Genomic DNA, 14,135 nt, shown 5'->3' on the forward strand with positions numbered 1-14,135 from the left:
CCACAGGGGATTTGTGCATGACACAAATCAAGTGTGGGAGCGAGCCGGCTCCGGGCGGCGTTCCGACGATGAGGCCTTTAAAAGCGCTTTAGATCCGGAAACTACCCACCAACTGCTTCAACCGCGCCGCCTGCTGCTCAAGATCCGCACACGCGCGCAAGGTCGACTGCAAGTTCTCCACGCCTTCCTGATTTAGCGTGTTGATTTCGGTGATGTCGACGTTGATCGACTCCACCACCGCCGTCTGCTCTTCCGTCGCAGTGGCCACCGACTGATTCATCCCGTCGATCTCACCGATACGCTGAGTCACGCTGCCCAGACGTTCGCCAGCCTGGTTGGCGATGCCAACGCTGCTTTCGCTCTGGCGTTGGCTGTCGGTCATGGTGATCACGGCTTCCCGGGCGCCGACTTGCAGTTCCTCGATCATCTTCTGCACTTGCTGCGCTGAATCCTGAGTACGGTGCGCGAGGTTGCGCACTTCGTCGGCCACTACGGCAAAACCACGACCGGCTTCACCGGCACGGGCCGCTTCGATGGCTGCGTTGAGTGCCAGCAAGTTGGTCTGCTGAGAGATGCTGGTAATCACTTCCAGAATCTGCCCGATGTTCACGGTGTTGCTGTTGAGCGTTTCGATGTTGCCGCACGAATCGCTGATCTTCGCCGAGAGCTGCTGCATCGCCGCGATGGTTTTATCGACGACTTGCTGACCGTCCTCGGCCAATGCGCGAGCATCGCTCGAATGCTGAGAGGCGAGGGCGGCGTTCTGGGCGATTTCCTGGGCGGCGGCGCCCAGTTCGTTGATGGCGGCTGCCACGCTGCTGGTGCGCGAGGCTTGCTGGTCGGAGTTGAACATCGACGAGTTCGACGCGGCAACCACACGCAAGGCGACTTCGTTGACCTGGCCGGTGGCCGAGGACACTTCGCGAATCGAGGTGTGAATACGCTCCACAAAACGGTTGAACGAGGTGCCTAGGGCACCGAATTCGTCCTGGCCGTGGATGGTCAGTCGTTTGGTCAGGTCACCTTCGCCTTCGGCGATGTCATGCATGGCGCGGCCCATAGTCAACAGCGGCTGCATCAAGAAGCTGATCAGCATGCCCAGCAGCGCGATGATGATCACCACGGCAATGACCATGGCGATGATCGCCGAGGTGCGAAATTCGCTGAGCATCGAGAACGCGGTGTCCTGATCCAGCACCAGCGCTACGTACCAGTCTGCCGAGGGCACACCATTGACGTGGGTAAAGGAGATGAATTGAGTCTTGCCGTCGATCTCGACTTCTTTCATGCCCGGGCTGACTTTCGGCGCGCCGTTCGGGTAGGCATCGGTCAGGCTCTTGAGCACCAGTTTGCTGTCCGGGTGAATCAGGATCTTGCCGTCGGCGCTGACGATAAACGCATGGCCGTGGCCGCCGAAGTTCAGCGAGTTGATGATCGCACTGACGCTGGACAGGTCGATGTCTGCGCCAGCGACGCCGATCATTTGATTCTGATGTTTCACCGGGGTGGCAACGGTGATCACCAGTTTGCCCGACGACGCGGCGATGTACGGTTCGGTGACGATGGTCTGTTGCGCACCGTTGGCCGCCTTGTACCAGCCACGGGCGCGGGGGTCGTAATCCGCGGCACGATTGCCAGCCGGAACCGAGAACATCACGCCGTCGGTGCCACCGAAATAGCTCAACTGAAAATTACTGGTGTAGGCCGGCAGGTCGATGGCGCGCTTGAGGTTGGCCTGGGCGCTGCCGTCCACGGCGATCTGCTGGGACAGCGATTGCAGCAACTGAATGCGGCTTTCCAGCCAGGTCTGGATGTTGCTGGTGGTCAGGCTGCCGAGTTCCTGCATCGAGGATTCGGTACTGCTGCGCAGGGTTTGCCGCTGGCGGTAGTCGTTGAAGAGGATGAAGCAAGCGAATGCAACGGCCACCACGAGGGCGGCAGCCAACAAGATCTTGTGGCTGAACTTCATGTTTTTGGTCATTAAATGAACTACCGCGAAGAGGCTGGTCAACAAAGGGGCGTCAATTTGCCACAGTCGTGGGCTTTGCGCTGCTTTTATGTCGACTGAGCGGTGCCAAAGATTAGGCGGCTTTTGCGAAAACCGACGAAATGTTCAACAGCAAACAAAAGTTCCTTATATTTCACGAAAGGCGGACGAGCGGCCCGAAAATAGGCGGCCGGCCACGGAACCAGATAGGGGTTTTCTCTTCTAAGCTTCTGCTTGGCAGTCCTGCCATTCCCCTTCGCCCCAGGAGCTACACAATGTCGCTGCGTTCAATCGCCCTGCTTTCGTTCTGCGTGTTGCTGGCCGCGTGCAGCAAGGTCAATCAGGAAAACTACTCGAAGCTGTCGTCAGGCATGCCCAAGGCCGAAGTAGAAACCTTGCTGGGCAAACCCACCGACTGCTCGGGCGCGCTCGGCATGTCCAGTTGCACTTGGGGCGACAAGAACAGCTTTATCAGTGTGCAGTACGCCGGTGACAAAGTGCTGATGTTTTCCGGCCAAGGCCTGAAGTAATCCGGGGCTATACGCCCACGGGAGAAAAATAATGAAGCGGTTACTGATAGTCCTTTTTGCCGGCCTGGTATTGGCCGGCTGCGCCACTTCCGGCGTAGATCCGTTGGCACCGAAAACCGTCAACAGCGTCAATCTCAAGAAGTACCAAGGGACCTGGTACGAGTTGGCTCGTCTGCCGATGTATTTCCAGCGCAACTGCGCACAATCCGAAGCCCATTACACGCTCAAGCCTGACGGCAAGGTATTGGTGCTCAATCGCTGCCTGACGGCAGACTGGCAATGGGAAGAGGCTAAAGGCACGGCCTGGCCACAGGAGTCGGGCAAAACCGACAAGCTGTGGGTCGAGTTCGATAACTGGTTTTCGCGGCTGATTCCGGGTGTGGCGAAGGGCGAGTATTGGGTGTTGTACGTCAGCGATGACTACAAGACCGCCATTGTTGGCGATCCGAGCCGCAAGTATCTGTGGCTGCTGTCACGGACCCCGACGGTCAATGGTGTAGTGCGTGAGGAACTGCTGAGCAAGGCACGTCAGCAGGGTTACGACACTACGCGGCTGATCTGGCGCGCGACCGATACGCAGATGGCCAAGACTTCGAACTAACGGTGCGGCTGAAAAAAAGATCGCAGCCTGCGGCAGCTCCTACAGGGATCGAGTGATTCTGTAGAAGCTGCCGCAGGCTGCGATCTTTTGCTTTTAACCGAGCAAGTCGCGCAGGACTTGGGTGAAGGCGCGGTTACTTTCTTCTTCGCCCGCATGACGCCCGTCGCGCACAACCCACTGGCCATTGACCAGCACATCGCGTACCTGACGATCACCACCGGCAAACAACCAACGATTGAGAATCCCGTCGCCGCTGGCTGTCGCCAGGTACGGATCGTTGCCATCCAGCACCAGCCAATCCGCACGCTTGCCAACTTCCAGTGCACCAATCGGCTGACCCAGCGCCTGAGCGCCGCCATCCAGCGCCGCGTCGTACAGCGTGCGGCCAACCATCGGCTGATCCGCGCCATACAAACGGTTACGTCGTTGGTCGCGCAGACGTTGGCCGTATTCCAGCCAACGCAATTCTTCCACCACGCTCAATGACACATGGCTGTCGGAACCGATGCCCATGCGCCCGCCCTGAGCGAGGAAATCCACCGCCGGGAAGATCCCGTCGCCGAGGTTGGCTTCGGTGGTCAGGCACAAGCCGGCGATGGCGCGACTCTTGGCCATCAGCGTAACTTCTTCCGGGTTGGCGTGGGTCGCGTGAACCAGGCACCAGCGCTGATCGACCTCGGTGTTTTCGTACAGCCATTGCAGCGGACGGCGGCCGCTCCAGCTCAGGCAGTCATCGACTTCCTTCTGCTGCTCGGCGATGTGAATGTGCACCGGGCACTGCTGGTCGCTGGCCGCCAGCACTTCGCTGATTTGCTGCGGTGTTACCGCGCGCAACGAGTGGAAACACAAACCCAACGACTGCGCCGGTTGCTGCGCCAGGATTGGCTGCAAGCGCGATTGAAGCTTGAGGTAGTTTTCGGTGCTGTTGATAAAGCGGCGCTGGCCTTCGTTCGGGGCCTGGCCGCCGAAACCGGAATGGCTGTAGAGCACCGGCAGCAGGGTCAGGCCGATCCCGGCGGAACTGGCGGCCTGGCTGATACGTAGCGCCAGTTCGGCCGGGTCGGCGTAAGGCTGGCCGTTGGTGTCGTGGTGTACGTAATGAAATTCCGCGACCGAGGTGTAACCGGCCTTGAGCATTTCGATGTACAGCTGACGGGCGATGACGCCGAGTTGATCCGGGCTGATTTTTCCGACGAGGCGATACATCAAATCGCGCCAGGTCCAGAAACTGTCATTCGGATTCCCTGCCACTTCCGCCAGCCCGGCCATGGCCCGCTGGAAGGCGTGGGAGTGTAGATTCGGCATACCCGGCAGCAGCGGACCGCTCAGCCACTCGGCGCCATCTGCATTGGAATCGGCCTGGATATGGGTCAACACGCCATCGGCGCTGACCTCAAGACGTACATTGTTGGCCCATCCACTAGGCAGCAGCGCGCGTTCGGCAAAGAAGGCGGACATGGTTCAGCACCCCATCGTGTGTTATTTGTATATACATATACAGACGTTTGCCTGCTCGGTAAACTCCGGCAAGCTAGCAACCTCTAACAGATGATCAAGGATTAACCGTGCCGACTCCGCCTGCCACATTGCCGCCGAATGCCAATCTGAGCGCCAATCTGGGCGACAGTCCGGCGCCCTTGTACGCCCGCGTCAAACAGATGATCACCCAGCAAATCGACAGTGGAAACTGGCCGCCGCACTACCGCGTTCCGTCGGAGAGCGAGCTGGTCAACCAGCTGGGTTTCAGCCGCATGACCATCAACCGCGCCCTGCGCGAAATGACCGCTGACGGTCTGTTGGTGCGCATGCAGGGTGTCGGGACTTTTGTCGCCGAACCGAAAAGCCAATCCGCGCTGTTTGAAGTGCACAACATCGCCGACGAAATCGCCTCCCGTGGCCATCGTCATACCTGCAAGGTCATCACCCTTGAAGAAGAGGCCGCTGGTTCCGAGCGCGCCTTGGCGCTGGACATGCGTGAAGGCCAGAAAGTCTTTCATTCGCTGATCGTGCATTTCGAAAACGATATCCCGGTACAAATCGAAGACCGTTTCGTCAACGCGCTGGTGGCGCCGGATTACCTCAAGCAGGACTTCACCCTGCAAACGCCATACGCCTATCTGAACCAGGTCGCGCCGCTGACTGAAGGCGAGCATGTGGTCGAGGCGATTCTGGCCGAGGCCAGCGAATGCAAGTTGCTGCAGATTGAAAAGGGCGAGCCGTGCCTGCTGATTCGTCGTCGTACCTGGTCCGGCCGTCAGCCAGTGACCGCCGCCCGTTTGATCCACCCCGGTTCCCGTCATCGTCTGGAAGGACGATTCCATAAATAGAGAGCATAAATGAGTCAGTTCAAGGTTCTACGCGCAGTTGATTACCCGCGCATGCCGTGGAAAAACGGCGGCGGCAGTACCGAAGAAATCACCCGTGATGGAGGTGCCGGCCTTGAGGGTTTCGGCTGGCGTCTGTCGATTGCCGATATCGGCGAGTCGGGCGGCTTCTCGACGTTCGCCGGCTACGAGCGAGTGATCACTGTGCTGCAAGGCGAGGGCATGACCTTGCGGGTTGATGGCCAGGACACAAAGCCACTGTTACCGCTGGACCCATTTGCTTTCAGCGGCGAGAGCCAGGTTTTCTGCACATTGCTCGGTGAGCCGATTCGCGACTTCAACCTGATTTATGCGCCGCAGCGTTATAGCGCGCGATTGCAGTGGCTGGACGGCGAGCAGCGGTTTTTCAGCTCGGCAGGCACCGTGCTCGTGTTCAGTGTCACCGACGAGCTTGAAGTGAAGGTCGGTAACAGCGCCTCACAACTCGGTCGCCATGATTGCCTGCAACTCGACGGTAACGCCGGCCTGCTGGAAGTCTCCAGCAATGGCGCCTGCTGCGTGATTGAACTGACTGCACGCTGATTCAACACCTCCACTGATCGTTCCCACGCTCCCGCGTGGGAACGATCATCTGATTCGAAACTGCGCACCAACTTGTTACCGAACGCCCCAGCGTGGCGCAAAACCTCGCTCAAGTAACAGCTGTAATCTCCCTCGCAAAATCCCCCCGAAAAATTTCATCTTTGCCAGAACCCTTGATCCAGGCGCTTTCCAGCCCTTTCAATACTTTTCTTGAACACTCATCCAGCAAGTTGGCCGCTTGATTGCATATGCTTGTATGTACAAGTAAAGACGTATGCGTAAGAGTCGATCGAGACTCCTCGCAACGTCCACTGATTCGCTTGTGTCGCTTTGACGCGCACAGGCTGGCTTACCCACCGCCAGGGTTGGTTTGGATTGATCGCTGAGGAGTCTTTTTCGTGACTGACAATACCCAGAAACCTACGACCGCTTCTTTTACAAAGCACCGTAACGTCGAAATCCGCGCTGCCCGCGGTAACAAGCTGACCGCCAAGAGCTGGCTGACCGAAGCGCCGCTGCGCATGTTAATGAACAACCTCGACCCGGAAGTCGCCGAGAACCCTAAAGAACTGGTGGTTTACGGTGGTATCGGTCGTGCGGCACGTAACTGGGAATGCTACGACAAGATCGTCGAAAGCCTGACCAACCTGAATGACGACGAGACCCTGCTGGTGCAATCCGGCAAGCCGGTCGGCGTGTTCAAGACCCACAGCAACGCCCCGCGCGTACTGATCGCCAACTCCAACCTGGTGCCACACTGGGCGAGCTGGGAACACTTCAATGAACTCGACGCCAAAGGCCTGGCCATGTACGGCCAGATGACCGCCGGCAGCTGGATCTACATCGGCAGCCAGGGCATCGTTCAGGGTACCTACGAAACCTTCGTCGAAGCCGGTCGCCAACACTACAACGATGACCTGAAAGGTCGTTGGGTCCTGACCGCAGGCCTCGGCGGCATGGGCGGCGCTCAACCTCTGGCCGCGACCCTGGCCGGCGCTTGCTCGCTGAACATCGAATGCCAGCAGGTCAGCATCGATTTCCGCCTGAACAGCCGTTACGTCGATGAGCAAGCCACCGACCTCGACGACGCGCTGGCCCGCATCGCCAAATACACTAAGGAAGGCAAAGCGATTTCCATCGCCCTGCTCGGCAACGCAGCTGAAATCCTTCCGGAACTGGTCAAGCGCGGCGTGCGCCCGGACATGGTCACCGACCAGACCAGCGCCCACGACCCGCTGAACGGTTACCTGCCAGCCGGCTGGACCTGGGAAGAGTACCGCGCTCGCGCCAAGACCGAGCCAGCCGCTGTCGTCAAAGCCGCCAAGCAATCGATGGCCGTGCACGTTAAAGCGATGCTCGAATTCCAGAAGATGGGCATTCCAACCTTCGACTACGGCAACAACATCCGTCAGATGGCCCAAGAAGAAGGCGTCGAGAACGCATTCGACTTCCCAGGCTTCGTACCCGCTTACATCCGTCCGCTGTTCTGCCGCGGTATCGGCCCGTTCCGTTGGGCTGCACTGTCGGGCGATCCGCAAGACATCTACAAAACCGACGCCAAAGTAAAAGAACTGATCCCGGACGACGCCCACCTGCACAACTGGCTGGACATGGCGCGCGAGCGCATCAGCTTCCAGGGTCTGCCGGCACGTATCTGCTGGGTTGGCCTGGGCCTGCGCGCCAAACTTGGTCTGGCGTTCAACGAAATGGTTCGCAGCGGTGAATTGTCCGCGCCAATCGTGATCGGTCGCGACCACCTGGACTCCGGTTCGGTAGCCAGTCCGAACCGCGAAACCGAATCGATGCGGGACGGTTCCGATGCCGTGTCCGATTGGCCACTGCTCAACGCTCTGCTCAACACCGCGAGCGGCGCGACCTGGGTTTCGCTGCACCACGGCGGCGGCGTCGGCATGGGCTTCTCCCAGCACTCGGGCATGGTGATTGTCTGCGACGGTACTGACGAAGCGGCCGAGCGTATCGCTCGCGTCCTGCACAACGACCCGGCGACCGGTGTCATGCGTCACGCCGATGCGGGTTACCAGATCGCGATCGACTGCGCCAAGGAGCAGGGGCTGAACCTGCCGATGATTACCGGTAAATAACAACGCAAAGCTAACCCCACAAAACAATCCACAGAGGTTGAATCATGGCTGTTAACAGCGATCGTGCAGGCAGTAAACCGTTGATCGAGACACGTTCGATCGACTACATCCCGGAAGCGGAGAGACACGGTCGTCTGTTGAGCCAGTTCACCCTGTGGATGGGTGCCAACCTGCAAATCACCGCGATTGTCACCGGGGCCCTGGCCGTGGTGCTGGGCGGTGACGTGTTCTGGTCGTTGATCGGTCTGTTGATCGGTCAACTGCTCGGTGGCGGCGTAATGGCGCTGCATGCGGCGCAAGGGCCCAAGCTTGGCCTGCCTCAGATGATCTCAAGCCGGGTACAGTTCGGCGTGTATGGCGCGGCCATCCCGATCGTGCTGGTCTGTCTGATGTACCTCGGTTTCACTGCGACGGGCACCGTGCTTTCCGGCCAGGCGCTGGGTCAGTTGTTTGGGGTCAGCGACAGCGTCGGCATCCTGATTTTCGCCAGTGTCATTGTGCTGGTCACGGTGCTCGGTTATCGGGTGATCCACTTCATCGGCCGTGTCGCCAGCGTTATTGGTGTGATTGCATTCGTTTACCTGTTCAGTCGTCTGATGAGCCAGACGGACGTTGGCGCACTCCTGCAGATCCGCCACTTCAGCTGGAGCAGCTTCCTGCTCGCGGTGTCGCTCGCGGCATCCTGGCAGATCGCTTTCGGCCCGTACGTGGCTGACTATTCACGCTACCTGCCGAGCAAGACTTCCTCGGTGAAAACCTTTTTCGCCGCTGGCGCAGGTTCGGTCATTGGCGCACAGGTGGCGATGATCCTCGGCGTGTTTGCCGCCGCCATGGCCAACGGGCAATTCGCCGGCCACGAAGTGGCCTACATCGTTGGTTTGAGCGGCAGCGGTGCCACCGCTGCGCTGCTGTACTTCAGCATCGCGTTCGGCAAGGTCACCATCTCCACGCTGAACTCTTACGGCAGCTTCATGTGCATTGCGACCGTCATCAGCGGTTTTCGAGGTGACCTGCGGGTAACGCGCTTGCAGCGTCTGGTCTTCGTGCTGGTCATCGTCGGCACTGCGACCCTCATCGCATTGCTCGGTCAGCACTCGTTCCTCGGTGCGTTCAAGTCCTTCATCCTGTTCTTGCTGGCGTTCTTTACGCCATGGAGCGCGATCAACCTGGTGGACTACTACTGCATCACCCGCGAACGCTATGACGTGCCGGCGTTGGCCGATCCGAACGGTCGCTACGGCCGTTGGAACCCCCTCGGTATCAGCGTCTATGTCTTCGGTGTACTGGTGCAACTGCCGTTCATCTCCACCAAGTTCTATACCGGTCCGCTGGTGGACGCTCTGGGTGGTGTGGATATTTCCTGGATCATCGGTCTGGTGCTTCCTGCAGTCCTGTATTACGTGTGCGCGAAAAAATGGCACAGCGCAGTACCCGATCACCTGATTCTGCCAGTCGAGCAGGACAGCGATGCAGCACCTATAACAAGCGGGGCCAGTCGCGCTGCGGCGCAGGCCTGATTGGACGTGGACAGGGCTGGATGCCTCTTGACTGCCGTAAGCCAATTCATGATTAGGAGCGTCACACAATGAAATCGAACAAGACCCTGCTGACCACATTGCTTTCCATGGGCCTACTGGCCAGCGCCGGCGCCACTCAGGCAGCCGGTTGGTGCGAGTCGGGCAAACCGGTGAAATTCGCCGGCCTGAACTGGGAGAGCGGCATGCTGCTGACCGACGTGATGCAAATCGTGTTGGAGAAGGGCTACGACTGCAAGACCGACAGCTTGCCGGGCAACTCCATCACCATGGAAAACGCCCTGAGCAGCAACGACATCCAAGTGTTCGCCGAAGAGTGGGTCGGCCGCAGCGAAGTCTGGAACAAGGCCGAGAAGGCCGGCAAAGTCGTCGGTGTCGGCGCTCCGGTGGTGGGTGCTATCGAAGGCTGGTACGTGCCGCGCTACGTGATCGAAGGCGACGCCAAGCGCAAGCTGGAACCCAAGGCGCCGGACCTGAAAAACATCGCCGACCTGGCCAAGTACGCCGCCGTGTTCAAGGATCAGGAAGAGCCATCCAAGGGCCGTTTCTATAACTGCCCGGCGGGCTGGACCTGTGAGCTGGATAACAGCGAAATGCTGAAAAGCTACGGCCTGGAAAGCACCTACACCAACTTCCGTCCGGGCACCGGTCCGGCACTGGATGCCGCCGTGCTGTCGAGCTACAAACGTGGCGAGCCGATCCTGTTCTACTACTGGTCGCCAACCCCGCTGATGGGTCAGGTTGATCTGGTGAAACTCGAAGAGAAACCAGGCGTGGACAAGCGCGTGACCATCAAGGTCGGCCTGTCCAAGACCTTCCACGAGCAAGCCCCGGAACTGGTGGCTGTGCTGGAGAAGGTCAACCTGCCAATCGACCTGCTCAACCAGAACCTCGGGCGCATGGCCAAAGAGCGGATCGAGTCACCAAAACTGGCGAAAATCTTCCTCAAGGAACATCCTGAAGTCTGGCACGCATGGGTGAGCGAAGACGCAGCCAAAAAGATCGACGCGGCCTTGTAGGTCGAGCCTCTCCGACTGCCCTGAGCGGCAGTCGGACGCTTGATCGCAACCCCTTGATTGAGAGTCTCTTATGTTTCCCGAAAGCTTTACCTTTTCCATCGCCGACTGGGTCAACAGTTGGGTCGATTCACTGGTCACCAACTACGGCGATGTGTTCCGCAGCATCTCCGACACCCTGTTGTGGGCCATCGTCAATCTTGAAGGGCTGCTGCGTGCGGCGCCCTGGTGGCTGATGCTGGCCATCGTGGCGGGCGTTGCCTGGCACGCGACCCGCAAAGTCGTGACCACCGCCGTGATCGTAGGCTTGTTGTTCCTGGTGGGTGCGGTCGGCCTCTGGGACAAGCTGATGCAGACCCTGGCGCTGATGATGGTGGCAACCATCATTTCGGTGATGATCGGCATTCCACTGGGCATTCTCTCGGCGCGCAGCAATCGCCTGCGTTCGATCTTGATGCCGTTGCTGGACATCATGCAGACCATGCCGAGTTTCGTGTACCTGATCCCGGTGCTGATGCTGTTCGGCCTGGGCAAGGTCCCGGCGATTTTCGCCACCGTGATCTACGCCGCACCACCGCTGATCCGCCTGACAGATCTGGGTATTCGCCAGGTCGACGGCGAAGTGATGGAAGCGATCAACGCCTTCGGTGCCAACCGCTGGCAGCAACTGTTTGGCGTGCAACTTCCACTGGCCCTGCCGAGCATCATGGCCGGGATTAACCAGACCACCATGATGGCCCTGTCGATGGTGGTGATTGCCTCGATGATCGGTGCCCGTGGTCTGGGTGAAGACGTGTTGGTGGGAATTCAGACCCTCAACGTCGGACGTGGTCTTGAGGCCGGTCTGGCGATCGTGATTCTGGCAGTGGTCATCGACCGCATTACTCAGGCGTATGGTCGGCCACGGCATGAGGTGAGCAAATGAACGACGCAACCGTGAGCAAAATCGAAGTCAAAAACGTCTTCAAGATTTTCGGCAACCGTTCCAAGGATGCGCTGGCCATGATTGGTCAGGGCAAAACCAAAGATCAGGTGCTGGCCGAGACCGGCTGCGTGGTCGGCGTGAACGACTTGTCCCTGAGCATCGGCACCGGCGAGATCTTCGTGATCATGGGCCTGTCGGGCTCCGGCAAGTCCACTCTGGTGCGCCACTTCAATCGCCTGATTGACCCGACCAGCGGCGCGATCCTGGTGGATGGCGTGGACATCCTGCAATACGACATGGAAGCCCTGCGCGAATTTCGCCGGCACAAGATCAGCATGGTGTTCCAGAGCTTCGGCCTGCTGCCGCACAAGACCGTGGTGGATAACGTCGCCTACGGCCTGAAAGTGCGTGGCGAGACCAAGCAAATGTGCTCCGAACGCGCGCTGCACTGGATCAACACCGTGGGCCTCAAGGGCTACGAAAACAAATACCCGCACCAGCTCTCGGGTGGCATGCGTCAGCGTGTGGGCCTGGCTCGCGCCTTGGCGGCAGACACCGACATCATCCTGATGGACGAGGCGTTCAGCGCCCTCGATCCGCTGATTCGCGCCGAGATGCAGGACCAGTTGCTGGAACTGCAAAAGACCCTGCACAAGACCATCGTCTTCATCACCCACGACCTTGATGAGGCGGTGCGGATTGGTAACCGGATTGCGATTCTCAAGGATGGCCGTCTGATTCAGGTGGGTACGCCGAGGGAGATCCTGCATTCGCCGGCGGATGAGTATGTCGATCGGTTCGTACAGCGGCGGGCTGCGGTGGTTTAAGAGCCTTGCGGTGTCTGTTCCGGCCCCTTCGCGAGCAGGCTCGCTCCCACAGGGAAATGCATTCCAATGTGGGAGCGAGCCTGCTCGCGAAGGCGGCGGTGAAGCTGCATCAATATTTGGATGAGGTTGAAGATGTCCCAGGCTGAAAAAATCGTTATCGCAGGCGACCACCTGCGTTGGCAGGATGTGGTCGCCGTCGCCCGTCATGGCGCACAGCTTGAGCTGTCACCACAGGTCTGGGCGCGGATCGAAAATGCTCAGGCGATCGTCCAGCGTATCGTCGTCAGCGGCGAGCGCGCCTATGGCGTCAACACCGGCCTCGGCGCGCTGTGCAATGTCTCGCTCAAAGACGAGCAACTCAGCCAACTGTCGCGCAACACCTTGCTCAGTCACGCCTGTGGCGTTGGCGCGCCACTGGCCGACGAACAGACTCGCGCAATCATCTGCGCCGCTATTCGCAACTACAGCCATGGCAAATCCGGCATTCATCGCCGAGTGGTCGAAGCCCTGTTGGCGCTGCTCAATCGCGGCATTACCCCGCAAGTGCCGTCCCAGGGTTCGGTCGGTTACCTGACCCATATGGCCCACATCAGCATTGCGCTGCTGGGTGTCGGCAATGTCAGCTATCGCGGGCAGATCGTTTCCGCGCAGCAAGCCCTGGCCGAAGAAGGTCTGCAACCGGTTCAACTGGGCGCCAAAGATGGCCTGTGTCTGGTCAACGGCACGCCGTGCATGTCCGGCCTCAGCTGCCTGGCACTCGCCGACGCGACGCGTCTGGTGCAATGGGCCGACGTGATCGGTGCCATGAGCTTCGAAGCTCAGCGCGGTCAGATTGCCGCGTTCGATGCCGAGATCATCGCGCTCAAACCGCATCCAGGCATGCAGCAAGTCGGCATCAACCTGCGGGCGTTGCTCGATGGCAGTGAAGTGATCGCCAGCAGCAAAGGCATTCGTACTCAGGATGCGCTGAGCATCCGCTCGATTCCGCAAGTTCACGGCGCCGCTCGCGATCAGCTTGAGCACGCGAAAAAGCAGATCGAAACCGAACTCAACTCGGTTACCGACAACCCGATGCTGCTAGGCACGCCGGACGACTTCCGGGTGGTGTCCCAAGCCAACCCGCACGGTCAATCCGTGGCCTTGGCGGCGGATTTGCTGGCCATCGCCATGGCTGAAATCGGCTCCATCGCCGAACGTCGCCTGGATCGTTTGATCAACCCGCACGTCAGTGGTTTGCCGGCATTCCTGGTGGCCAATCCGGGTGTGAACTCCGGGATGATGATCGTCCAGTACGTCGCCGCTTCGCTGTGTGCGGAAAATCGTCAGTTGGCGCAACCGGCGGTACTCGACAACTACGTCACCTCGGGCCTGCAGGAAGACCACCTGAGCCTGGGCACCAACGCCGCGTTGAAGCTGCATCGTGCCCTGGAAAACTGCACGCAGATCCTCGCGATCGAGTACCTGCTGGCGTCTCAGGCGTTTGAATTCTTGAAAGAGCAACGCTTCGGCGCCGGTACCGATGCCGCCTGGCGTCTGCTGCGCGAGCGAGTTCCGGCCTACGACCAGGACCGCTGGCTGGCACCGGATATCGCCAGTGCCGCCGCCGTTTTGAAAGACCCGATTTTGCTGCACAAAGTGTTACCGAACCTGAACTGATTTCCACCACACCAGCGTGCCAAGGCGCGGCTCCCCAGAAGGCGAGACGC

12 protein-coding genes are annotated in these 14,135 nt (G+C 59.5%); 10 read left to right on the top strand and 2 right to left on the bottom strand.

The window, feature by feature from the left end; all coding sequences use genetic code 11:
• Positions 1-88: 88 nt before the first annotated feature.
• Positions 89-1,981, bottom strand: coding sequence for a methyl-accepting chemotaxis protein (locus tag QFW87_RS01755; RefSeq protein ID WP_283189672.1), 1,893 nt, complete (start codon positions 1,979-1,981; stop codon positions 89-91).
• 281 nt (positions 1,982-2,262) lie between these two features.
• On the opposite strand from QFW87_RS01755, the gene QFW87_RS01760 reads away from it, so the two are divergent.
• Positions 2,263-2,517 (top strand): lipoprotein, encoded by a 255-nt coding sequence (locus tag QFW87_RS01760; RefSeq protein WP_045061982.1) that lies wholly within the window; start codon positions 2,263-2,265, stop codon positions 2,515-2,517.
• Positions 2,518-2,548: 31 nt separating this feature from the next.
• Positions 2,549-3,118 (top strand): lipocalin family protein, encoded by a 570-nt coding sequence (locus QFW87_RS01765; RefSeq protein WP_283189673.1) that lies wholly within the window; start codon positions 2,549-2,551, stop codon positions 3,116-3,118.
• A gap of 93 nt (positions 3,119-3,211) precedes the next feature.
• Here the strand turns inward: QFW87_RS01765 and QFW87_RS01770 are convergent, their stop codons facing one another.
• Complete coding sequence (locus QFW87_RS01770) at positions 3,212-4,576, bottom strand: formimidoylglutamate deiminase (RefSeq protein WP_283189674.1); 1,365 nt, start codon at positions 4,574-4,576, stop codon at positions 3,212-3,214.
• 200 nt (positions 4,577-4,776) lie between these two features.
• On the opposite strand from QFW87_RS01770, the gene hutC reads away from it, so the two are divergent.
• From hutC to hutH, 8 genes are all read left to right on the top strand, one after another.
• Positions 4,777-5,445: a histidine utilization repressor gene (hutC, locus tag QFW87_RS01775; RefSeq protein ID WP_236713266.1), complete on the top strand. Its 669-nt coding sequence runs from the start codon at positions 4,777-4,779 to the stop codon at positions 5,443-5,445.
• Positions 5,446-5,454: 9 nt separating this feature from the next.
• Positions 5,455-6,024 carry a HutD family protein gene (locus tag QFW87_RS01780; protein WP_283182587.1) on the top strand — a complete coding sequence of 190 codons (570 nt, stop codon included), beginning with the start codon at positions 5,455-5,457 and terminating at the stop codon, positions 6,022-6,024.
• Between the two features lie 398 nt (positions 6,025-6,422).
• A complete protein-coding gene (gene hutU / locus QFW87_RS01785) occupies positions 6,423-8,126 on the top strand; it encodes a urocanate hydratase (protein WP_283182588.1) in 1,704 nt (567 codons plus the stop codon).
• A 44-nt stretch (positions 8,127-8,170) separates the two neighbouring features.
• Positions 8,171-9,643: a cytosine permease gene (locus tag QFW87_RS01790; RefSeq protein WP_283182589.1), complete on the top strand. Its 1,473-nt coding sequence runs from the start codon at positions 8,171-8,173 to the stop codon at positions 9,641-9,643.
• Positions 9,644-9,711: 68 nt separating this feature from the next.
• Positions 9,712-10,680, top strand: a complete 969-nt coding sequence (locus tag QFW87_RS01795; protein ID WP_283182590.1) for an ABC transporter substrate-binding protein — start codon at positions 9,712-9,714, stop codon at positions 10,678-10,680.
• A 70-nt stretch (positions 10,681-10,750) separates the two neighbouring features.
• A complete protein-coding gene (locus QFW87_RS01800) occupies positions 10,751-11,602 on the top strand; it encodes a proline/glycine betaine ABC transporter permease (protein ID WP_283189675.1) in 852 nt (283 codons plus the stop codon).
• Positions 11,599-12,429: a glycine betaine/L-proline ABC transporter ATP-binding protein gene (locus QFW87_RS01805; protein ID WP_283189676.1), complete on the top strand. Its 831-nt coding sequence runs from the start codon at positions 11,599-11,601 to the stop codon at positions 12,427-12,429. The genes QFW87_RS01800 and QFW87_RS01805 overlap by 4 nt, the downstream gene beginning before the upstream one ends.
• A gap of 132 nt (positions 12,430-12,561) precedes the next feature.
• Positions 12,562-14,085, top strand: coding sequence for a histidine ammonia-lyase (gene hutH / locus QFW87_RS01810; protein ID WP_283189677.1), 1,524 nt, complete (start codon positions 12,562-12,564; stop codon positions 14,083-14,085).
• Positions 14,086-14,135 lie beyond the last annotated feature (50 nt).

Source organism: Pseudomonas sp. PMCC200344, from assembly GCF_030053095.1.
In the GTDB taxonomy this organism is placed as follows: domain Bacteria; phylum Pseudomonadota; class Gammaproteobacteria; order Pseudomonadales; family Pseudomonadaceae; genus Aquipseudomonas; species Aquipseudomonas svalbardensis.